Source organism: Pseudomonas sp. PAMC25584 (assembly GCF_058135675.1).
Map to the genome: position 1 here is coordinate 5,297,711 of NZ_CM176870.1, position 22,377 is coordinate 5,320,087.

Below are 22,377 nucleotides of genomic sequence, written 5' to 3' on the forward strand. Positions count from 1 at the left end.
TTACTTTTGCTCTTGAGCTGGAGGCACGTCAGTCGCTGGAGTAGCAGACTTTTGCTCTTGAAGCACCGGGACGTCATCAGAAGCCGGCTTTGCTTTTGGCACTTCCAATACAGCTGGGTTTGGCAAACCTACTTGAGTCAGCACATGAGCTTTCTCTTTAGCAAAGTAACCTAACCCTAAGCTGGTTATGAAGAAACCTGCGGCAAGTATAGCAGTAAACTTACTAAGAAAGGTAGAGGAACCTTGGCTTCCGAATACAGTATTTGAAGCACCTGCACCGAAAGACGCACCAGCATCCGCACCTTTACCCTGTTGCAACAAAACCAGGGCAATTACGCCCAGGGCAGCCAACAGATGAAAAACGACTACGACTGTTTCCAGCATTTTTTCAGTTTCCCGCGGCGCGACAAATCGCACCGAACTCATCTGCATTCAGGGAAGCTCCACCAATGAGCCCCCCATCGATATCCGGCATGCCGAACAGTTCGACCGCATTGGCCGCCTTCACGCTGCCGCCGTATAGAAGCCGCACACCTTGTGCGACCTCAGAATTCTCTGCCGCTAACTGCGCGCGGATGGCTGCATGCACATCCTGCGCCTGTTGCGGTGTTGCAGTCAGCCCGGTGCCAATGGCCCAGACCGGCTCGTAAGCAATGACTGCCTTCGCAAACGCACCAACACCCAGCTCTTCGATGATGCTGCCCAACTGACGCGAGACAACCTCGAAGGTGTTGCCCGATTCACGCTGCTCAAGGGTCTCCCCTATGCACAACACCGGAATCAAGCCACAAGCCTGTGCCGCTGCGAACTTGCGATTGAGTGTTCCGTCACGCTCGCCCATCAACTGACGGCGCTCGGAGTGCCCAATAAGCACATAGGAACAACCCGCATCAACCAACTGACTTGGCGAAATCTCACCTGTCAGCGCACCTTGCATGGGTTCCATCGCAGAATTCTGCGCGCCGATCTGAATCGACTTACCTTTCAAGCCATCAACCACTTGGTTGATATGCAAGCAAGATGGAAAAACCGCGACATCAACACTGCTCGGCAAGGCCAAATGACGAAGGCCATTGATCAGCTCAGCGACACTGGCGCGGGTACCGTGCATCTTCCAGTTACCAGCTACCATAGTGCGACGCATGCTGTACCTCGTCGGTCAAAGTGGGCGCAGATGTTACCCAACCACATCATCACTGGCAAGCCGAATTCAGGCGCAAACTTCAGTTACCAGTTTTGCCAGGTCTTCGGCATGGCCGCGAACCTGGGTTTCGTCCTCGCCTTCGACCATGACGCGCACCAGAGGCTCTGTGCCAGACTTGCGCAGCAACACTCGCCCACGCCCCGCCATTGCCAGGGTCACGCGCTCGCAGGCCGCTTTGACAGCCGGGTGCTCGATCGGGTTGTCGCCACCGGAAAAACGCACATTGAGCAGCACCTGCGGGCACTTGCGCAAGGCCTGACGCGCCTGGGCCAGGCTCTCCTGGCGACGGCGCAACGACAACAATACCTGCAGCGCTGCAATGATCGCGTCACCCGTGGTGGTGTGCTGGAAGCACACGACATGGCCGGAGTTCTCGCCACCGATCTGCCAATTGCGCTCCTGCAGCTCGGCAATCACATAGCGATCCCCGACATTGGCCCGCACAAAAGGAATTCCCAGCTCGGCCAGCGCCAACTCCAACCCGAGATTGCTCATCAGCGTGCCGACAACACCACCCTGCAGCCGATTACGCTCATGCAGGTCACGAGCAATGATGAACAGCAGGTCATCGCCATCAACCACGGCGCCGGTGTGATCCACCATCAATACGCGGTCGCCGTCACCATCAAAGGCGATACCCAGGTCGGCATGCTCGGCAAGGACGGCAGCCTGCAGTTGCTCCATATGCGTGGAGCCACAGTTGTCGTTGATGTTCAACCCGTTAGGCTGGGCCGACAGCACCGTCACTTCCGCACCCAGCTCCTTGAATACGCTCGGCGCGACCTTATAGGTCGCACCATGAGCACAGTCGACGACGATCTTAAGCCCGGCGAAATTGGTGCTGCTTGGCACACTGCTCTTACAGAACTCGATATAACGGCCAGAGGCGTCATTGATCCGCGACACCTTGCCCAGCTTGCTGGACTCGACCACCGTCATCGGCGCATCCAGCAGCTCTTCGATCATCAACTCGATCTCGTCCGGCAGCTTGGTGCCCTGCCCCGAGAAGAACTTGATGCCGTTGTCATCATGGGGATTGTGCGAGGCACTGATCACAATACCGGCTTCAGCGTGAAAGGTACGCGTCAGGTAAGCGATCGCCGGGGTCGGCATGGGGCCCAGCAGCATCACATCAGCACCGGCGGCGGACAATCCAGCCTCCAGCGCAGACTCAAACATATAGCCCGAGATACGCGTGTCCTTGCCTACCAGGATGCGGCACGCGCCCATGCTGCGGAACGCCATGCCTGCCGCCCAACCCAGCTTGAGCATGAAATCAGGGGTAATCGGAAACTCGCCGACCCGACCACGAATACCGTCGGTGCCAAAGTATTTCTTTGTCATAAGTGCTCCATCATTCTTATTCGGCCGATTCTACTGCGGCAAGCATGCGGACAACATCCACGGTCTCGGCGACATCATGCACACGCAAGATGCGCGCACCCTTGGTCACAGCAAGTGCCGCAAGCGCCAACCCGCCATAAAGCCGCTCGCCCACCGGACGATTCAGCGCCTGACCTATCATGCTCTTGCGCGAAACGCCGACCAACAAAGGCCGACCCAGGGCATGCAAGGCTTCCATATGCTTGAACAGACTTAGATTGTGCTGCAGGGTCTTGGCGAAGCCAAACCCCGGATCGAGGATGATCTTGTCGGCAGCGATCCCTGCTGCGGCGCATTGAGCAATGCGATCAGCCAGGAACCCACTCACTTCGCCAACCAGATCATCGTAGTGCGGATTATCCTGCATATTGCCGGGCTCACCCAGCATATGCATCAGACAGACCGGCAGGCCGGTAGCCGCGGCAGCGTCCAGCGCGCCATCACGCCGCAACGAACGCACATCGTTGATCAGCCCCGCCCCCAGGCGCGCCGTTTCACGCATCACGGCCGGGGTCGATGTATCCACTGAAATGATCACATCCAACTCGCGAGCGATGCGCTCGACGATCGGCGCCACCCGCTCCAGCTCCTCCACGGGAGAAACAACGCGAGCGCCGGGCCGGGTCGACTCGCCGCCGACATCGATCAAGGTCGCACCCGCCGCCACCATCGCCTCGGCGTGACGCAACGCAGCATCGAGCTGATTGAAGCGGCCACCATCGGAAAAGGAATCGGGGGTTACGTTAAGAATGCCCATGACATGTGTATGGGCCAAATCAAGAACCCGGTTGCCGCAAGGCAACCGGGTGGAGGACGACGCAGAAGTCATTTCAAACCTTAGTGGTCAGCTGCAGGACCGCCGATCGGGTTTTCAGGGCGTTCGTTCTGAACCACTGGCGGCGTGCCAGAGGTGCCCGAACCACCTTCCCAATCGCGAGGTTCACGCGGTGTACGGCCAGCCATGATGTCGTCGATCTGGTCGGCATCAATGGTTTCGTACTTCATCAGCGCATCCGCCATGGCATCAAGCTTGTCGCGGTTCTCGGTGAGGATCTGCTTGGCCGTGCCGTAGCACTGGTCAATGATGCTGCGCACTTCGGAGTCGATCAGCTTGGCTGTTTCACCGGAGAAGCTGGCACTTTGACCGCCACCGCCACGACCCAGGAACACTTCACCTTCTTCCTCGGCGTACATCAAAGGACCGAGTTTCTCCGACAAGCCCCACTTGGTCACCATGTTCCGCGCAATCTGGCTGGCGCGCATGATGTCGTTGGAAGCGCCGGTGGTTACACCGTCGAAGCCCAGGGTCATCTCTTCGGCAATTCGGCCACCGTACAGCGAGCAGATCTGGCTGATCAAGGCACGCTTGGAGAGGCTGTAGCGATCCTCTTCCGGCAGGAACATGGTGACACCCAGCGCTCGACCACGAGGAATGATCGACACCTTGTAGACCGGGTCATGCTCAGGCACGACGCGCCCCACAATGGCGTGACCCGCTTCGTGATAAGCGGTGTTCTGCTTCTCTTTCTCGGACATGACCATGGATTTGCGCTCGGCGCCCATCATGATCTTGTCTTTCGCCAGTTCGAACTCTTTCATTTCAACGATGCGCTTGCCGGTACGGGCCGCAAATAGCGAAGCCTCGTTCACCAGGTTGGCCAGGTCAGCACCGGAGAAGCCTGGCGTACCGCGGGCAATCACGGCCGGAGCCACGTCGTCGCCCATCGGCACTTTACGCATGTGTACTTTCAGGATCTGTTCACGACCACGGATATCCGGCAAGCCAACCACGACCTGACGGTCGAAACGGCCTGGACGCAGCAACGCAGGGTCCAGTACGTCCGGACGGTTGGTTGCGGCAATGACGATGATGCCGTCATTCATTTCAAAACCATCCATCTCCACCAGCAACTGGTTGAGGGTCTGCTCACGCTCATCGTGACCACCACCCATGCCAGCACCACGATGGCGACCGACGGCGTCGATTTCATCGATAAAGATGATGCATGGCGCGTGTTTCTTGGCCTGCTCGAACATGTCGCGAACGCGGCTGGCACCGACGCCAACGAACATCTCAACGAAATCCGAACCGGAAATGGTGAAGAAAGGCACTTTGGCTTCGCCGGCAATTGCCTTGGCCAGCAAGGTTTTACCGGTCCCCGGAGGGCCAACCATCAGCACACCGCGAGGAATGCGACCGCCCAGGCGCTGGAATTTGCCCGGATCACGCAGGAACTCGACCAGCTCGCCCACTTCTTCCTTGGCTTCGTCGCAACCGGCGACATCACCCAGGGTTGTCTTCACTTGGTCTTCGGAGAGCAGACGCGCCTTGCTTTTGCCGAAACTCATCGGCCCGCCCTTGCCTCCCGCACCACCTTGCATCTGGCGCATGAAGAACATGAACACGGCGATGATCACCAGGATCGGGAAGCTCGCCACCAGGAGTTGAGTCCAGATGCTCTGCTGCTCAGGCAGTTTGCCTTCGACAACCACGTGGTTATTCACCAGGTCGCCGATCAGACCGTTGTCCTGGATTGCCGGACGAATGGTCTTGAAGCCGTCGCCATCGTTGCGCTTGCCGGTAATCACGTAGCCATCAACCGCTACGCGCTCGACCTTGCCATCCTTAACTTGCTGGATGAAGTCGGAATAGTTGAGGGTCTGCGGCTCGTTAGGGCTGGAGAAGTTGTTCATCACCGTCACCAGGACAGCCGCGATGATCAACCACAGGATCAGATTCTTTGCCATATCGTTCAATTAACTACCCTCTGAAGCAAGCTCCGCTACTGGCGCGCGCTTCGCATGATATTCACCAGCCTAACTTACTACATTACCTACAACTCTGGCAGGCACCGTCTGTAACCCTTTGTGAAACTTTGACTACACAATATTCGTAAAGCTTCGTGACGAAAGCGATATAAAAAAACCTATCGACTCCCTTCAAACCTTCAAAGACGCTCATCACTCGCTGCGCCTTCGATCCCGCGGAACCCCCGCGCCAGCAGATATTGCTCGCGAGACCGGTCCCGGGAAGAGTCCGGCTTGCGCATCTGCACCTTGTCGAACAGCTTGCGGATGTTCTTGTGGTACTCGTCGAAGCCCTCACCCTGGAAGACTTTGACCAGGAAATCACCACCCGGGCGCAATACCCGCCCCGCCAGATCCAGCGCCAACTCGCACAGGAACATGGCTCGCGGCATATCAACAGCCGGTAATCCACTCATATTGGGGGCCATGTCGGAAATCACAAGGTCCACCTGCGAATTTCCCACCGCCTGCAGGATCTCAGCCAACACCGCGTCCTGGGTAAAGTCACCATGAACGAAGGTCACATCCGGGATGCTGTCCATCTCCAGAATGTCGGAAGCGATCAAACGGCCTTGACCACCAATCAGACGACTGGCCACCTGGGACCAGCCACCCGGGGCGGCCCCCAGGTCGATCACGCTCATGCCGGGGCGGAACAATTTGTCCTTTTCCTGCAACTCCAGCAGCTTGTAGCTGGCCCGGGAGCGGTAGCCGTCCTTTTGCGCCTTTTTGACGTAAGGGTCGTTGAAATGCTCTTGCAGCCACTTAAGGCTAGTTTTGGAACGGGCCACGGGCCACCTCGAAAATAAAACGGGTCGTGATTAACTGGGCGGTCCCGGACTCGCTCGGGTAAACTGGCCGCCGCTTTTTACAAGATCAGACGCAGGGGTCAGATTATGCCGCTCACTCAAGAGCAGAAGAAACAGTACAAATCCATTGGCCACCATCTGAAACCAGTTTTGATCGTGGCCGACAACGGTTTGACTGAAGGTGTGTTAGCCGAACTTGAACGCGCATTGGGCGATCACGAACTGATCAAGATCAAGGTCAACATCCTTGACCGCGAAGCGCGCCTGGCAGCCATTGCAGAACTGTGCAAGGTTGGCAAGGCAGACCTGGTCCAGGTCATCGGCAAGATGGCACTGCTGTATCGCAAGAACTTCAGCGTCAACAAGCAACTGTCGAACGTTCATCGCTTCAAATGACAACAAGGGTCACGGGCGTGCTTCGCGCGCCCCGCCACTCCAACCCGGCGCCGGTTGCATCACCAGCACCAGGCCGGAAAACCCTAGCACAAGATAGCTGAATAGCTGCCAGCGCAACGCTTCCGGCAGCCACACATGCACGATGCAATACATTGCACACGCATACAGCGCCATCAACAGCAGTTGGCCGCGAATATCCCGCCACAAACTCCCCAAGCCTTCGGCCTTGATCAGCACCAGCGCCTGAAGCGTTACGCACGCCGCCGCAAAACCCACCAGCAACGCACTCAATAATCCATCGATCTCATCGATCAACAACGGCGCCAGGCCAATCAGGCCCAACGCCGGTAACACGCCAATATGCAGCAACCACAGGCCGCCCACCCAAAGCATCTGGGCAAACTGCCAAAGCATGGCGCCCGCACGAAGCGGGCGCCGCCTTTCAGACATGGCGAACTTCGACAATCTCGTACTCGATCACGCCACCTGGCGTTTTCACAACCACCACATCCCCCTCTTCCTTGGCAATCAAGGCACGGGCCAGTGGCGAACCGACGGAGATCTTGCCGAGTTTGAAGTCAGCCTCATCCTCACCCACGATGTGGTAGACCACGCTTTCGTCAGTCTCGACGTTGGCGATTTCCACCGTGGTGCCGAAAATCACTTTGCCGGTGTGCGGGATGGTCGTGACATCGATGATCACCGCATTCTGCATACGGCCTTCGATATCACGTATCCGCGCTTCGACCATACCCTGCTGCTCGCGGGCAGCGTGGTATTCAGCGTTTTCCTTCAAGTCACCCAGTTCGCGGGCCGTGCCGATGTCCTGGCTCAGCTTTGGACGGACGACCTTGGTCAGATGGGCGTGCTCCTCTTCCAGGGCCTTGGCGCCCCGGACGGTCATTGGGTATTTGATCATGCCTTCAATCCTGCGTGTAGATCCTGCAAGCGACGCACGGTCTTTTCCGGACCGAACTTAAGCGCTTCGCAGATAGCTTCGCCAGCAGCAATGGTAGTGGTGCAGTAAATCTTGTGCTGCAAGGCATTACGACGAATGGAGTAAGAATCCGCGATCGACTGACGACCCTCGGTGGTGTTGATGATCAGGGTGACTTCGTCATTCTTGATCATATCGACCACGTGCGGACGGCCTTCCGTCACCTTGTTCACGCGACGCACTTTCAGGCCCGCCGCTTCAATCAGCTTGGCGGTCCCGGCGGTGGCCACGATCTCGAAGCCCAAGTTGATCAGATCACGGGCCACGCCTGCAACCAGTGGCTTGTCATCATCGCGCACGCTGATGAAAGCAGTACCGCCGGTCGGCAGCACTTCGCTGGCGCCCATCTGGGCCTTGGCAAAGGCCTCACCGAAGGTATCGCCCACGCCCATCACTTCACCGGTGGACTTCATCTCTGGGCCGAGGATCGGGTCCACACCAGGGAACTTGGCGAATGGGAACACCGCCTCTTTCACGCTGTAGAAGTTCGGAATGATTTCCTTGGTGAAGCCGATTTCCTTCAGAGTCTTACCGGCCATCACGCGGGCAGCGATCATGGCCAGGGACACACCGATGCACTTGGACACGAACGGCACGGTACGCGAGGCGCGCGGGTTGACTTCAATGACGTAGATATCGTCGCCTTGCAGCGCCAACTGTACGTTCATCAGGCCGACCACACCCAGTTCCAGGGCCATTTTCTTGACCTGTTCGCGCATCTCGTCCTGGATGTGCGCCGGCAGCGAGTACGGCGGCAGCGAGCACGCGGAGTCACCGGAGTGAACGCCCGCCTGTTCGATGTGCTGCATGATCGCGCCGATGACCACGTCAGTACCGTCGCACACTGCGTCCACGTCCATCTCGATGGCGCAGTTGAGGAAGTGGTCCAGCAGCACCGGGCTGTCGTTGGACACTTTCACCGCATCACGCAGGTAACGCTTGAGTTCTTCTTCTTCGTAGACGATTTCCATCGCCCGTCCGCCCAGTACGTAGGAAGGACGCACCACCAGCGGGTAGCCGATCTTGCCGGCCGCACGGAGGGCTTCGTCTTCGCTGCGCACGGTAGCGTTTGGCGGCTGACGCAGGTTCAGGCGCTCGACCATTTGCTGGAAGCGCTCACGGTCTTCGGCACGGTCGATGGCGTCCGGGCTGGTGCCGATGATCGGCACGCCAGCGGCTTCCAGGGCACGAGCCAGTTTCAGTGGGGTTTGGCCGCCGTACTGGACGATCACGCCTTTTGGCTTCTCGACGCGCACGATTTCCAGCACGTCTTCCAGGGTTACCGGCTCGAAGTACAGGCGATCGGAGGTGTCGTAGTCTGTGGATACGGTTTCCGGGTTGCAGTTGACCATGATGGTCTCGTACCCGTCTTCGCGCAGGGCGAGGGCGGCGTGTACGCAACAGTAGTCGAACTCGATGCCCTGGCCGATACGGTTCGGACCGCCACCCAGGATCATGATCTTGTCGCGACCCGACGGCGCAGCTTCGCACTCTTCCTCGTAGGTGGAGTACAGGTAAGCGGTGTCGGTGGAAAACTCGGCGGCGCAGGTGTCAACGCGCTTGTAGACCGGGAAGATATCCAGCTTGTGGCGATGGGTCCGCAGGTTTTTCTCGGTCACACCCAGCAGCTTGGCCAGGCGCTGGTCGGAGAACCCTTTGCGCTTGAGGCGGAACATCGTGTCGCGGTCGATGCTGGCCAGACCCAGGGTCTTGACCTTCTCTTCCTCCTTGATCAGATCTTCGATCTGCACCAGGAACCACGGATCAATCATGTTCATGCCGAAGATGTCTTCGACGGTCATGCCGGCGCGGAACGCGTCAGCAACGTACCAGATACGCTCGGCGCCCGGCACGGTCAGCTCGCGCTTGAGCACGCTCATGCTTTCCGGATTGCTCAGGTCGAGCTTCTCGTCCAGGCCGCAAACGCCTACTTCGAGGCCGCGCAGGGCTTTCTGCAGGGATTCCTGGAAGGTCCGGCCAATGGCCATGACCTCACCAACCGACTTCATCTGGGTGGTCAGGCGCGCGTCAGCCTTGGGGAACTTCTCGAAGGCAAACCGCGGCAGCTTGGTCACAACGTAGTCGATGGACGGCTCGAAGGACGCCGGGGTCTTGCCGCCGGTGATGTCGTTCGACAGTTCGTCCAGGGTGTAACCCACGGCCAGCTTGGCCGCGACCTTGGCGATCGGGAAACCGGTGGCTTTCGAGGCTAGGGCCGACGAACGCGACACACGCGGGTTCATCTCGATCACGACCATGCGGCCGGTGGTCGGGCAGATGCCGAACTGTACGTTGGAACCGCCCGTCTCTACGCCGATCTCGCGCAGTACCGCCAGAGAGGCGTTACGCAGGATCTGGTATTCCTTGTCAGTCAGGGTCTGTGCCGGAGCAACGGTGATCGAGTCGCCGGTGTGTACGCCCATCGGGTCGAAGTTTTCGATGGAGCAGACGATGATGCAGTTGTCCTTCTTATCGCGGACAACCTCCATCTCATATTCTTTCCAGCCGATCAGGGATTCGTCGATCAGCAGCTCTTTGGTCGGCGACAGGTCCAGGCCACGGGCGCAGATTTCTTCGAACTCTTCACGGTTGTACGCAATACCGCCACCGGTACCGCCCATGGTGAAGGACGGACGGATGATGCACGGAAAGCCCAGGGTCTCGAGGACCGCATTGGCTTCTTCCATGTTGTGGGCGATACCGGAACGCGGGCACGCCAGGCCGATGGACTTCATTGCCTTGTCGAAGCGCGAACGGTCTTCAGCCTTGTCGATGGTGTCGGCGTTTGCACCGATCATCTCCACGCCGAATTTTTCCAGGATGCCTTCGCGCTCCAGGTCCAGGGCGCAATTCAGAGCGGTTTGGCCACCCATAGTTGGCAGCAGTGCGTCCGGACGCTCTTTCTCGATGATCTTGGCAACGGTCTGCCACTTGATCGGTTCGATGTAGGTGGCGTCGGCCATGTCCGGGTCGGTCATGATGGTGGCCGGGTTGGAGTTCACCAGGATGACGCGGTAACCCTCCTCGCGCAGGGCTTTACAGGCCTGGGCGCCGGAGTAGTCGAATTCGCAGGCCTGGCCGATCACGATCGGGCCAGCGCCGAGAATCAGGATACTTTTTATGTCTGTACGTTTTGGCATGGGTTTGTCACTCAAATCCGCAGGTCAGTCGGCAAGCCGTCTTGAACAATCTTTGAAGAGCCTGCGGGGGCCACCGACATTCGGGGCCGCCCGCACGCCACTCAGTCAGCGTCGCTTGGCCATCTCATTGATGAAACGGTCGAACAGCGGCGCTACGTCGTTCGGGCCCGGGCTGGCTTCAGGGTGGCCCTGGAAGCTGAACGCGCTCTTGTCGGTGCGCTCGATGCCTTGCAGGGAACCGTCGAACAGCGACTTGTGAGTTGCACGGAGGTTGGCCGGCAAGGTCACTTCATCCACCGCGAAACCGTGGTTCTGGCTGGTGATCATCACCACACCGGTGTCCAGGTCCTGCACAGGGTGGTTGGCGCCGTGGTGGCCGTGCCCCATTTTCAGGGTCTTGGCACCGGAGGCCAGGGCGAGCAACTGGTGGCCCAGGCAGATACCGAACACCGGGATCTCGGTCTCCAGCACCGCCTTGATCGCCTTGATGGCGTAGTCGCAAGGCTCGGGGTCGCCCGGGCCGTTGGACAGGAACACACCGTCCGGCTGCAGGGCCAGGACGTCGCTGGCCGGGGTTTGCGCCGGCACGACGGTCACGCGGCAACCGCGCTCAACCAGCATGCGCAGGATGTTGTACTTGATGCCGTAGTCGTAGGCCACTACGTGGTAGGGCAGATCGGCAGCGTCGATGGTCTCGTGGCTGTCGGTCTTCAAGTCCCAGACAGTGGAGCGCCATTCGTACTTTTCCTGGGTGCTGACGACTTTCGCCAGGTCCATGCCTTTCAGGCCAGGGAAGCCTTGCGCTGCAGCGATCGCCGCCGCTTCGGAAATATTGTCACCGGCCATAATGCAGCCGTTCTGCGAGCCTTTTTCACGCAGGATGCGCGTCAGACGGCGCGTATCGATACCGGCGATCGCCACAACGTTGTTGGCTTTCAGGTAATCGGACAGCGACATCGTGCTACGCCAGTTGCTCGCAACCAGGGGCAGGTCACGAATCACCAGGCCCGCCGACCAGACACGATCAGATTCGACGTCTTCCGGTGTAGTACCGGTGTTGCCGATGTGCGGATAGGTCAGGGTAACGATCTGTTGGGCGTAGGAAGGATCGGTAAGGATTTCCTGATAGCCGGTCATGGCAGTGTTAAACACCACCTCTCCAACGGTTTGACCGTCGGCTCCAATGGCTTCGCCGCGAAAAATGCTGCCATCAGCAAGGGCGAGTATGGCTGGCTTAGTCAAGAAGACCTCCCGTAAATAAAGCCTGAAAGGGCGATCGCAGGTTGTAAAAAAGCGGAGTGACGTATGGACACGTCACCCCGCTTCTTCACTGAATTATTCTGCGCGCTTTTAGTGGACACACTAAAGCTGTAGCTTACAGAAAAAGGCTATTTTGGTCCACCGCTAATGAGCCTTAAAGGCAGGAGAATGCGACAGGACGTCGCTTAGCGGGTAAAAACGGGGCCTTAGGATAATCCCGAGACCCCATTTTAGCTACTGATTAGTGCAGATCCAGCACATCGCGCATGTCATACAGACCCGGCGCACGACCGTCCAGCCACAGCGCAGCACGCACCGCACCTTTGGCGAACGTCATGCGACTGGAGGCTTTGTGCGTGATTTCCAGGCGCTCGCCTTCAGCAGCGAACAGCACGGTGTGATCGCCGACGACGTCGCCACCGCGAACAGTGGCAAAGCCAATGGTGTCACGCGCACGCGCACCGGTATGGCCTTCACGCCCGTACACCGCCACCTTCGACAAGTCTCGGCCCAGGGCATCGGCGATAGCCTCACCCATGCGCAATGCCGTTCCCGACGGCGCATCGATCTTGTGGCGATGATGGGTCTCGATGATTTCGATATCCGCCTCATCACCCAGCACGCGCGCCGCCAGGTCCAACAGCTTGAGCGAGAGGTTCACGCCCACACTGAAGTTGGCGGCAAACACGATGGGAATGTCCTTGCCCGCCTCGACCAGCAACTGCTTCTGCTCAGCACTCAAACCGGTGGTGCCAATCACCATGGCTTTGCCCGCCTTGCGGCAGAACGCCAGGTTTTTCAGCATCACGTCTGGCAGCGTAAAGTCGATCAGTACGTCGAATTCGTCCGCCACCAACTCCAGATTGCCGGACAACGACACCCCAATACGCCCCAGCGAAGCCAGCTCACCGGCATCGGCACCGATCAACGTACTGCCAGGGCGAACGATCGCCGCCGTCAGGCCGGAGGCCGGCGAGCGCTGCTGCACCGCCTCGATCAAGGTTTTCCCCATGCGCCCGGCAGCGCCCATTACGGCTATACGTCGCATACTCAATTCCTTACAGGTCGCCGAAGAAGCGCTTCACACCATCGAAGAAGCCAGTGGTTTTCGGCGAATGGGAATCGTCGCCTGCCAACGAACTGCGGAACTCTTCGAGCAGTTCACGCTGACGACGGCCCAGATTGACCGGCGTTTCAACGGTGACACGACACATCAGGTCGCCCGCACCGCCACCACGCACCGGCGCAACGCCTTTGCCACGGATACGGAACTGCTTGCCGGTCTGCGTCCCCTCAGGGATCTTGAGATTGACCCGGCCGTCCAGGGTCGGAATCTCCAGCTCGCCGCCCAGGGCCGCGTCGACAAAGCTGATCGGCACTTCGCAGAACAGGTGCTTGCCGTCACGCTGGAAGATCGAGTGCTCGCGCACATTGATCACCACGTACAGATCACCCGTCGGACCACCCTGGGTCCCCGCCTCGCCTTCGCCCGACAGGCGAATGCGGTCACCGGTATCTACGCCCGCCGGCACTTTGACCGACAGGGTTTTGTACTCTTCGACACGCCCTTCGCCGTGGCAGGAATCGCATGGGTCAGAGATGATCTTGCCTTGGCCTTGGCAACGCGGACAGGTCTGCTGCACCGAGAAGAAGCCCTGCTGCATGCGGACCTGACCGATACCGCCGCAGGTCGGGCAAGTGATTGGCGCCGAGCCTTTCTTGGCACCCGAACCGTCGCAAGGCTTGCAGTTGACCAGCGTTGGCACGCGGATATTGACGCTGGTGCCGCGCACGGCTTCTTCCAGGTTCAGCTCCAGGGTGTAGCGCAGGTCGCTGCCACGCTGGGCGCCGCCACGCTGACCACCACGGCCACCGCCGAAGAAGTCACTGAACACATCGCCGAAAATATCGGAGAAGTTCTGACCGCCAAAGCCGGCACCGCCGCCACCCATGCTCGGATCGACGCCGGCGTGACCATACTGGTCGTAGGCTGCACGCTTGTTGGGATCACACAGGCATTCGTAGGCCTCGTTGGCCTCTTTGAACATTTCTTCGGATTCTTTGTTGTCCGGATTACGGTCCGGGTGGTGCTTCATCGCCAGGCGACGGTAAGCCTTCTTCAGGTCCGCCTCGCTGGAACCGCGCTCCACACCCAATACTACGTAATAGTCACGCTTTGCCATAAGTCTTTGCACTCTTAAGGACGTTCAGCCAGACCCTCCTGAGCCTTGCCGAACTCGTTGAGCCCCAATACAGGCCCGGACCCAACTCACGTCAATTCAACGATCCTGGTCATAACTACTTTCAGCCAGGGATCCGGCCAAAAACGCGGTGACTGTCGCCGGAAAGCAGGAGCATTCCCGATCACACCGCCAGCATCCGAGCGTTGTCGCATGCTGTAAAAATTTGCATACCCCAGACACGCCAACGCGGGAGCAAGCTCCCGCGCGGCGACATCCTACCAGTCACCGCTTGTTAGCGGTCAACCGGCCAAGCAGATTACTTCTGCTCTTTGACTTCTTCGAACTCGGCATCGACAACGTCGTCGTGCTTGGCTTCAGGCTCTGCCTGATGCGCTGCACCGTCAGCTGGCTGACCTTGTTCGGCGTACATTTTCTGAGCAACCGGTGCGGAGACTTTCGACAGTTCCTCAACCTTGGCTTCGATGGCAGCCTTGTCGTCACCTTTAATCGCGGCTTCCAGAGCAACCACAGCAGCTTCGACCGCGGTTTTTTCTTCGGCAGTCACTTTGTCGCCAGCTTCAGTGATCATTTTGCGTGTCGAGTGAACCAGTGCGTCGCCCTGGTTACGAGCAGCGGCCAACTCTTCAAACTTCTTGTCCGCCTCGGCATTGGTTTCCGCATCACGAATCATCTGCTGAATTTCTTCATCAGACAGACCAGAGTTGGCCTTGATGGTGATCTTCTGCTCTTTCCCGGTCGCCTTGTCTTTGGCGCCTACGTGCAAGATGCCGTTGGCGTCGATGTCGAAAGTCACTTCGATTTGTGGCACGCCACGTGGTGCTGGCGGGATCTCGGCCAGGTCGAACTTGCCCAGGGACTTGTTCTGCGCCGCTTGCTTACGCTCACCTTGCAGGACGTGAATGGTCACGGCGCCCTGGTTGTCATCGGCAGTCGAGAACACTTGCGATTTCTTGGTAGGAATCGTGGTGTTTTTCTCGATCAGCGCGGTCATCACGCCGCCCATGGTTTCGATACCCAGGGTCAGCGGGCTGACGTCCAGCAACAATACGTCTTTCACGTCGCCAGCCAGTACCGCACCCTGGATGGCAGCACCCATGGCAACCGCTTCGTCCGGGTTCACGTCTTTACGTGCTTCTTTGCCGAAGAACTCGGTCACCAACTTCTGAACCAGTGGCATACGGGTCTGACCGCCGACCAGGATCACGTCATTGATCGCACCCACTTCAATACCCGAGTCTTTCAGTGCAATGCGGCAAGGTTCGATGGTGCGCTGAACCAAGTCTTCAACCAGCGCTTCCAGCTTGGAGCGCGAGATCTTCACGTTCAAGTGCTTAGGACCGGTAGCGTCTGCAGTGATGTACGGCAGGTTAACGTCGGTCGACTGAGCCGAGGACAGCTCGATCTTGGCTTTCTCAGAGGCTTCTTTCAGACGCTGCATCGCCAGCGGGTCACCCTTGAGGTTCATGCCGCTTTCTTTCTTGAACTCGTCGACGAGGTAGTCGATCAGACGGATATCGAAGTCTTCACCACCCAGGAAAGTGTCGCCGTTGGTGGCCAACACTTCGAACTGGTGCTCGCCATCAACTTCCGCGATTTCGATCACGGACACGTCGAAGGTACCGCCACCCAAGTCATAAACGATGACGGTGTGGTCGCCCTTAGCCTTGTCCATGCCGTAAGCCAAAGCGGCCGCAGTGGGTTCGTTGATGATACGTTTTACGTCCAGGCCCGCGATGCGGCCGGCGTCTTTGGTCGCCTGGCGCTGGCTGTCGTTGAAGTAGGCCGGAACGGTGATCACCGCCTCGGTCACTGCTTCACCGAGGTAGTCTTCGGCGGTTTTCTTCATCTTTTTCAAGATTTCAGCCGAGATTTGTGGCGGCGACATTTTCTGGCCGTTTACTTCAACCCAGGCGTCACCGTTGTCAGCCTTGGCGATTTTGTAAGGGACCATCTTGATGTCTTTCTGTACGACTTCTTCGTCGAACTTACGACCGATCAAACGCTTCACCGCGTACAGGGTGTTGTGCGGATTGGTCACAGCCTGGCGCTTGGCCGACTGACCGACGAGGATTTCACCGTCGTTGGCGTAAGCAACGATCGACGGCGTAGTACGCGCGCCTTCGGCGTTTTCAATGACTTTTGCAACGCCGTTTTCCAGCACGGAGACACAGGAGTTGGTGGTCCCCAGGTCGATACCGATAATTTTGCCCATGATTTACTCTCCCGAAACTTGAATTTGGATGCCGCAGCAGTGGTGGCTAACTGCGGTAGCACTTAAACGCTTGACTTATAGATGGGGGCCTTGCGGCGAATTTCAAGCCTGCTCATCAATCGAAGGTGAAACCGGCGCAGGCGCCTTGCTGACTACAACCATTGCCGGGCGCAGCAAGCGACCGTTGAGCTGGTATCCCTTCTGGAACACTTTCAACACGCGGTTTGGCTCATGATCATGGCTTTCCTGCATAGCCATGGCCTGGTGATGCTCAGCGTTGAACGGCTCGCCACCTTGCGGATCGACCGCCTCCAACTGATAACGCTTCAGGGTGTCCTGGAACATTTTCAGGGTCAGCTCGATACCTTCACGCATCGGGCGGATGTTTTCGTCGTCCGGGCTGGACAACTCAAGTCCGCGCTCCAGGCTGTCGATGATCGGCAACAGATCACCGGCGAATTTTTCCAGCGCGAACTTGTGGGCCTTTTCTACATCCTGCTCAGCGCGGCGGCGGACATTCTGCAGATCGGCGGCAACACGCAAAGATTGGTCCTGCGCAGCGGCCAATTGCTCTTCGAGCACTTGCACACGAGTTGCCAACTCATCACCGGCAGCCGAATTGGCGTCTGGAGTTTGCGTATCCTGCGTCTGTTCGTCAGCCATAGATTTCTCCTTTCAAAATCATGCGCGAACTCAACTCGCGCTTCTGTTCCGGTATATGGGGCCACAATTTCCAGGTTCAAGGGTGCAGGCGTTACCAAAAGTCTTTCAGCTGACCCAGATCAATTCCGACCCGTTCATTCCCCTTCGCGCTAAAAAAAACACCAGACCAAGCAAATCGAGCTAAGCGTCAGGATTGTCAGCTCGGAACAAAACACTGTATAAATAACCAGACCTAAAGCCTGGGAGCGGCCGTCATGCTCGTGCACCTGTCCGTACATAACTACGCCATCGTTGAACATCTGGATCTCGAACTGGATCGCGGGATGAGCGTAATCACAGGCGAAACCGGCGCCGGCAAGTCGATCATGCTCGACGCCCTCGGCCTGACCCTGGGAGACCGCGCCGACAGTGGCGTGGTACGCCCCGGCGCAGACAAGGCCGATATCCTGGCGACCTTCGACCTGGCGGACATCCCCGAAGCGGAAGCCTGGCTTGCCGAACGCGACCTTAATAATGAAGGGCCGTGCATCCTGCGCCGGGTCATCACCGCCGAAGGACGCTCCCGCGGCTATATCAACGGCACACCCTGCCCCCTGGGTGACTTGAAAGCCCTTGGCGAGCTGCTGATCGATATCCACAGCCAGCACGAACACCAATCCCTGCTCAAAACCGACACCCATCGCCGCCTGCTCGATGAATACGCCGGCACCACCGACCTGGCCCGCCAGGTCCAGCTAGCCGCGCAGCGCTGGCGCCAGACCCGCCTGGAACTGGAGCGCCTCTCCAATTCCGGCGACGAGCAGCGCGCACGCCATCAATTGCTCAGCTATCAACTCGAAGAGCTGGAAAGCCTCGGCCTTGGCGAAAGCGAGCTGGAACAGCTTGAGCAGGAACACAAGAACCTCACCAACGCCGAAACCCTGCTGGGTATTTGCCGCCAGGTGGTGGAGCAATGCAGCGAGAGCGATTCGGGCAATGTACTGAATGCACTGACCGTCAGCCTCAATCGGCTGTCCAGTGTGAACAATGCGTCCGGTTCGCTGAATGAAGCCACGACCTTGCTGACCAGCGCGCAAATTCAGGTAGAAGAAGCGGTAGGCGAACTGAACCGCTTCCTGGACCACTTCGACGCCGACCCGGCACGCCTGCAGGAAATAGAAGAACGCCTGGACACCATCTACACCCTGGCGCGCAAACATCGAATCCAGCCCACTGAAGTGGCAACGATGCAGCAGAAGCTGCTGGATGAAATCGAAACCCTGAACGCGAATGACGAATCCATTGAGCGCCTGAGCGACGAACTGGCTTCTTTCGCCCGCCACTATCAAGAGAAGGCCCGTGAACTGAGCGACCTGCGCCACCAAGCCGCCACAGGCCTGGCCAGCGCGGTAGAGCAGGAAATCCAGCGCCTGGGCATGCCCGGCGGCCGCTTCACCATCGAACTGCGCACCAACACCAGCAACGAACTGCAGCCCCATGGCCTGGAACAGGTAGAACTGCTGGTCAGCGCCAACCCGGGGCAGCCGCTCAAGGCGCTGGCAAAAGTCGCCTCCGGTGGTGAGCTCTCACGGATCAGCCTGGCGATTCAGGTGATCACCGCCCAGACCTCGCGGGTTCCGACACTGGTCTTTGACGAGGTGGACGTTGGCATTGGTGGCCCGACCGCAGAAATTGTCGGCCAACTGCTTCGCCGCCTGGGGGATCGCGGCCAGGTGCTGACAGTCACCCACTTGCCGCAAGTGGCCGCCCAAGGGCATCAGCATTTGTTTGTACATAAAGTACGGGGCAGCGATGCGACACGCACTGCAGTGTCCAAGCTGAATAAGTCGGAGCGTGTTGAGGAAGTGGCGCGCATGCTCGGCGGTATCGACCTGACCAAAGAGTCCCTGGCCCACGCGAAGAAAATGGTGGTGGCGGCGAAGGCCTGAGCGAACCAGCAATTTTCACGCTTATAGAAAGCACGAAGGCGACCCTGGGGTCGCCTTCAATCGTTTCGCAGAGTCAATCTGCGCCGATTTTTACTTTTTCTTACGAACGTAAAGAACCAAATTATGGTCCGCCAAGTCGTAGCCATGCTCCTCGGCAATTGCCTTCTGAAGCCGCTCGATTTCCGGGTTGGTGAATTCGATAACCTCACCACTGTCCACATCGACCATGTGGTCGTGATGACCACCGTCAGCCAATTCGAACACTGCATGACCGCCGTCGAAATTATGACGAACCACCAGCCCTGCGGCTTCAAACTGGGTCAGCACACGGTAAACCGTGGCCAGGCCAACGTCCTCATTAGACTCCATCAGCGCCTTGTAAACATCCTCGGCACTCATGTGGCGCTGCTCAGCAGAATCAAGCATTTGTAGAATTTTGACGCGTGGCAGAGTCACTTTAAGACCGGCTTTGCGTAGTTCGCTATTTTCAACCATGGTTAGCTTTCTCGCGGATGCTGCTTCGCAGCTTCTCTTAATACGGGTATGATCGGCGTTTACGTTGTCCCAGCCAAGATAGTGGAAGTCGCCCACCGATGCAAAACACCAAGCTCTTGCTAACCAGTTTCACCTTTGTGGGACTGCTCGCACTCGCCGGTTGTTCATTCCCCGGGGTTTACAAAATCGACATCCAGCAGGGCAATGTCGTCACACAGGACATGATAGACCAGTTACGCCCGGGAATGACCCGACGGCAAGTGCGGTTTATTATGGGTAACCCCCTGCTGACTGACACGTTCCATGCCGATCGCTGGGATTATCTCTATAGCATCCAGCCTGGGGGCGGTGAACGCCAACAGGAGCGTGTCGCTGTCATCTTTAATGGCAATGATCAACTGGTCAGCCTGTCCGGCGACTTCATGCCCGGCGTAAGCCGCGATGAAGCCTTACTGGGCAAGGACAACGGCACCAACGTGACTGCGCCAGCGCAGGGAGCCGAGAAGCCGAAGTCCGAAGTACCGGCCAAGCCAGGCTCATTGCTCGACAAGATCCAGAAAGACGTCGACGGCGTGCAAACCGTTCCAGTCCCGACGCCACAGCCTCTGGACACCAGCCCGCAGTAAGTGTGCGGTGTTCGATAAAAAGCCCGGCATGCCGGGCTTTTTGTTGCCTGCTGATTGGCCGGCCTATGAACGCTGTTGCTTGGCCAGCGCCGCCTTGGCCGCTCGCAGCCTGCGCACTTCTTTGGGGTCGGCCAGCAGCGGGCGGTAAATCTCAATACGATCACCTGACTGCACGGTGCGCGTATCGGGGTCCACCACCACCCTGCCGAATATCCCCAGCGGGCAATCAGCAAGGTCCACCTCAGGAAAGTGCGCCGCAATACCCGACGCCAGCACCGCTGCCCGCAGGCTCGTGCCCGATGCCACCGCGACCGCCAGCAACACCTGGCGATCCACCCCGGCATACACCACTTCAATCTCAAACATGCAGTTGCTTGGCTCGCTGACAGAACGCGTCGACCAGGGTATTGGCGGCCTGATTGAACAGAGGCCCCAACGTCGCCCGCACAATGGGCCCCGCATAATCGAAGGACAGATCCAGGCTGATCTTGCAGGCCTGCTCGGTCAACACCTTGAATACCCAGACACCATGCAACTGGGTGAACGGCCCTTCCTGCAGATTCATTTCAATGGATTTGCCCGGCACCAGGACATTGCGTGTGACAAAGTGCTGGCTGAGCCCTCCCTTGGCCACCCCGACACTGGCAACCATGTGCTCATCACTGCTTTCCAGCACCTCGGCGGTCGAGCACCACGGCAGGAATTCCGGGTAACGCGCCACGTCGTTGACCAGGTCATAAAGCGCCTGGGCCGGATAGGGCAGCAGGGCCGAACGTTGAATATGCGTCGTCATGTGAGCGTTATTTCCACAACTGAGCGGCAAACATCGAGAAAGAACAACCCGATCCGCGAGAGAAAAAAACCAAAGAACTGCCGGTATTGTCCGGGATTCGTCCAACACGCTCAAGCACACAGGTTGACCGTAGCCGACACGCTCGCAACTCCCTATAATGCCGCCCCTATGGCTAAACAAAAGAAACACCCCACAGGGACCATCGCGCAAAATAAAAAGGCGCGACACGATTACTTCATCGAACATCGGTTCGAGGCTGGTCTGGTCCTGGCCGGCTGGGAAGTAAAAAGTCTGCGAGCCAGCAAGCTGCAGCTAGTCGACAGCTATGTGCTGCTCAAGGATGGCGAGGCGTGGCTGCTTGGCAGTCATATCACCCCGCTGACCACCGCGAGCACGCACGTGATTGCCGACCCGGTGCGCACACGCAAGCTGCTGCTCAACGCCCGCGAACTGGACAAGCTCGCCGCCGCCGTACAGCAGAAAGGCTATGCCTGCATCTGCCTGTCCTGGTACTGGAGCAAGCATCTGGTCAAGTGCGAGATCGCACTGGGCAAGGGCAAGAAGGAATACGACAAGCGCGATACCGAGCGCGAGCGCGATTCCGATCGTGAGCTGCATCGCGCCGTGCGCAACAAGGGCAAGGAAGAATAATCCTGGTGACGCTGTAGCCTTGGGTGCCTCACCCTCGGCTACATGCTCTTGCGCCGCTCCGCCCGGGCCACGCGCTGAACTTCCTGACGCACCTCCTCCAACACCTCCTGCACATACAACAGATGACGCGTTGAGACTTCCCGCGCCTGCTCGGCCCGCCCCTCGATAATCGCCAGGTACAAATCCCGATGCTGACTGATCAGCATGTCGCGGGTTTCCGTGCGCTGCTGATACATGCCGCCAATATTGGTCACCACGTTCCGCTTGAGCAGGTCGAACAACCCACGAATGGTGTGCAACAGCACGGCGTTGTGGCTGGCCTCGGCAATGGCCAGGTGAAACCGCGCATCCGCAGCCCCCTCCTCCGCCCGACTGACTTTATCGTCGCGCGCGTAACAATCCTGTAGCGCTTCAAAGGCCGCCGTCAGCCGCTCACGGTCGACTTCGGTAGCGCGCAACGCTGCGTAATAAGCACAGGACGCTTCGAGGGTTTGGCGAAACTCCAGCAAATCACGCTGAGCCTCGGGATTGTTTTCCAGCAGGCGCAACAACGGATCGCTGAACGTCGAGCCCAACGACTCAGCCACATAATTGCCACCGCCCTGGCGACTGACCAGCAAACCCTTGGCCGCCAGCTTCTGAATCGCCTCACGCAGCGAGGGGCGCGACACGCCGAACTTTTCAGCCAACGCGCGCTCGGCCGGCAAGCGCTCGCCCGATTTCAGCGTGCCCTCAAGGATCATGCCCTCAAGCTGCTCGACAATATCGTCAGACAAACGGCGCTGACGCACCTGATCAAACCCCATAA

The 22,377-nt window shown here is 58.5% G+C and carries 22 protein-coding genes; 4 read left to right on the top strand and 18 right to left on the bottom strand.

Features of this window, described 5'->3' with window-relative positions:
• The 6 genes from secG to rlmE form a co-directional block, all read right to left on the bottom strand.
• Entirely contained in the window at positions 1–384 is a 384-nt protein-coding gene (gene secG / locus ACS5Q8_RS24725; protein WP_078835321.1) for a preprotein translocase subunit SecG, read from the bottom strand.
• A gap of 4 nt (positions 385–388) precedes the next feature.
• Positions 389–1,144, bottom strand: a complete 756-nt coding sequence (gene tpiA / locus ACS5Q8_RS24730) for a triose-phosphate isomerase (protein ID WP_426100636.1) — start codon at positions 1,142–1,144, stop codon at positions 389–391.
• A 66-nt stretch (positions 1,145–1,210) separates the two neighbouring features.
• Positions 1,211–2,548 carry a phosphoglucosamine mutase gene (glmM, locus tag ACS5Q8_RS24735; RefSeq protein ID WP_247395688.1) on the bottom strand — a complete coding sequence of 446 codons (1,338 nt, stop codon included), beginning with the start codon at positions 2,546–2,548 and terminating at the stop codon, positions 1,211–1,213.
• Between the two features lie 16 nt (positions 2,549–2,564).
• On the bottom strand, positions 2,565–3,416 hold the full coding sequence (gene folP, locus ACS5Q8_RS24740) for a dihydropteroate synthase (RefSeq protein WP_253399173.1): 852 nt from the start codon (positions 3,414–3,416) through the stop codon (positions 2,565–2,567).
• A gap of 8 nt (positions 3,417–3,424) precedes the next feature.
• Positions 3,425–5,335: an ATP-dependent zinc metalloprotease FtsH gene (gene ftsH, locus ACS5Q8_RS24745; RefSeq protein WP_276194929.1), complete on the bottom strand. Its 1,911-nt coding sequence runs from the start codon at positions 5,333–5,335 to the stop codon at positions 3,425–3,427.
• Between the two features lie 200 nt (positions 5,336–5,535).
• Positions 5,536–6,186: a 23S rRNA (uridine(2552)-2'-O)-methyltransferase RlmE gene (gene rlmE / locus ACS5Q8_RS24750; RefSeq protein ID WP_247395685.1), complete on the bottom strand. Its 651-nt coding sequence runs from the start codon at positions 6,184–6,186 to the stop codon at positions 5,536–5,538.
• A gap of 105 nt (positions 6,187–6,291) precedes the next feature.
• Between rlmE and ACS5Q8_RS24755 the strand changes: the two genes are divergently transcribed.
• On the top strand, positions 6,292–6,600 hold the full coding sequence (locus ACS5Q8_RS24755) for a YhbY family RNA-binding protein (protein ID WP_017139256.1): 309 nt from the start codon (positions 6,292–6,294) through the stop codon (positions 6,598–6,600).
• Positions 6,601–6,609: 9 nt separating this feature from the next.
• Here the strand turns inward: ACS5Q8_RS24755 and ACS5Q8_RS24760 are convergent, their stop codons facing one another.
• From ACS5Q8_RS24760 to grpE, 8 genes are all read right to left on the bottom strand, one after another.
• Positions 6,610–7,014, bottom strand: coding sequence for a hypothetical protein (locus ACS5Q8_RS24760; RefSeq protein WP_017847416.1), 405 nt, complete (start codon positions 7,012–7,014; stop codon positions 6,610–6,612).
• 28 nt (positions 7,015–7,042) lie between these two features.
• On the bottom strand, positions 7,043–7,519 hold the full coding sequence (gene greA, locus ACS5Q8_RS24765) for a transcription elongation factor GreA (RefSeq protein ID WP_017847415.1): 477 nt from the start codon (positions 7,517–7,519) through the stop codon (positions 7,043–7,045).
• Positions 7,516–10,737 (bottom strand): carbamoyl-phosphate synthase large subunit, encoded by a 3,222-nt coding sequence (carB, locus tag ACS5Q8_RS24770; protein WP_276194930.1) that lies wholly within the window; start codon positions 10,735–10,737, stop codon positions 7,516–7,518. Before carB ends, greA begins: the two co-directional genes overlap by 4 nt.
• A 105-nt stretch (positions 10,738–10,842) precedes the next feature.
• Entirely contained in the window at positions 10,843–11,979 is a 1,137-nt protein-coding gene (gene carA, locus ACS5Q8_RS24775) for a glutamine-hydrolyzing carbamoyl-phosphate synthase small subunit (RefSeq protein WP_276194931.1), read from the bottom strand.
• 259 nt (positions 11,980–12,238) lie between these two features.
• Positions 12,239–13,045 (bottom strand): 4-hydroxy-tetrahydrodipicolinate reductase, encoded by an 807-nt coding sequence (gene dapB, locus ACS5Q8_RS24780; RefSeq protein ID WP_253399179.1) that lies wholly within the window; start codon positions 13,043–13,045, stop codon positions 12,239–12,241.
• Between the two features lie 10 nt (positions 13,046–13,055).
• On the bottom strand, positions 13,056–14,180 hold the full coding sequence (dnaJ, locus tag ACS5Q8_RS24785; RefSeq protein ID WP_247395678.1) for a molecular chaperone DnaJ: 1,125 nt from the start codon (positions 14,178–14,180) through the stop codon (positions 13,056–13,058).
• A 316-nt stretch (positions 14,181–14,496) separates the two neighbouring features.
• Complete coding sequence (gene dnaK / locus ACS5Q8_RS24790; protein ID WP_247395676.1) at positions 14,497–16,413, bottom strand: molecular chaperone DnaK; 1,917 nt, start codon at positions 16,411–16,413, stop codon at positions 14,497–14,499.
• A gap of 102 nt (positions 16,414–16,515) precedes the next feature.
• Positions 16,516–17,076, bottom strand: a complete 561-nt coding sequence (gene grpE / locus ACS5Q8_RS24795) for a nucleotide exchange factor GrpE (protein WP_247395674.1) — start codon at positions 17,074–17,076, stop codon at positions 16,516–16,518.
• 254 nt (positions 17,077–17,330) lie between these two features.
• Here grpE and recN point away from each other — a divergent pair, with 254 nt between their 5' ends.
• Complete coding sequence (gene recN / locus ACS5Q8_RS24800; protein WP_276194932.1) at positions 17,331–19,004, top strand: DNA repair protein RecN; 1,674 nt, start codon at positions 17,331–17,333, stop codon at positions 19,002–19,004.
• Between the two features lie 90 nt (positions 19,005–19,094).
• Here recN and fur read toward each other — a convergent pair whose 3' ends face one another.
• Positions 19,095–19,499: a ferric iron uptake transcriptional regulator gene (fur, locus tag ACS5Q8_RS24805; protein ID WP_247395699.1), complete on the bottom strand. Its 405-nt coding sequence runs from the start codon at positions 19,497–19,499 to the stop codon at positions 19,095–19,097.
• Positions 19,500–19,597: 98 nt separating this feature from the next.
• Between fur and ACS5Q8_RS24810 the strand changes: the two genes are divergently transcribed.
• Positions 19,598–20,125 carry an outer membrane protein assembly factor BamE gene (locus ACS5Q8_RS24810; protein ID WP_247395671.1) on the top strand — a complete coding sequence of 176 codons (528 nt, stop codon included), beginning with the start codon at positions 19,598–19,600 and terminating at the stop codon, positions 20,123–20,125.
• Between the two features lie 63 nt (positions 20,126–20,188).
• Here ACS5Q8_RS24810 and ACS5Q8_RS24815 read toward each other — a convergent pair whose 3' ends face one another.
• A complete protein-coding gene (locus tag ACS5Q8_RS24815; protein ID WP_276194934.1) occupies positions 20,189–20,491 on the bottom strand; it encodes an RnfH family protein in 303 nt (100 codons plus the stop codon).
• On the bottom strand, positions 20,484–20,918 hold the full coding sequence (locus ACS5Q8_RS24820) for a type II toxin-antitoxin system RatA family toxin (RefSeq protein WP_276194935.1): 435 nt from the start codon (positions 20,916–20,918) through the stop codon (positions 20,484–20,486). Before ACS5Q8_RS24820 ends, ACS5Q8_RS24815 begins: the two co-directional genes overlap by 8 nt.
• Before the next feature lie 168 nt (positions 20,919–21,086).
• On the opposite strand from ACS5Q8_RS24820, the gene smpB reads away from it, so the two are divergent.
• Entirely contained in the window at positions 21,087–21,569 is a 483-nt protein-coding gene (gene smpB / locus ACS5Q8_RS24825; RefSeq protein WP_048724498.1) for an SsrA-binding protein SmpB, read from the top strand.
• Positions 21,570–21,607: 38 nt separating this feature from the next.
• Here the strand turns inward: smpB and ACS5Q8_RS24830 are convergent, their stop codons facing one another.
• Complete coding sequence (locus tag ACS5Q8_RS24830; RefSeq protein WP_276194936.1) at positions 21,608–22,375, bottom strand: FCD domain-containing protein; 768 nt, start codon at positions 22,373–22,375, stop codon at positions 21,608–21,610.
• Positions 22,376–22,377: the final 2 nt, after the last annotated feature.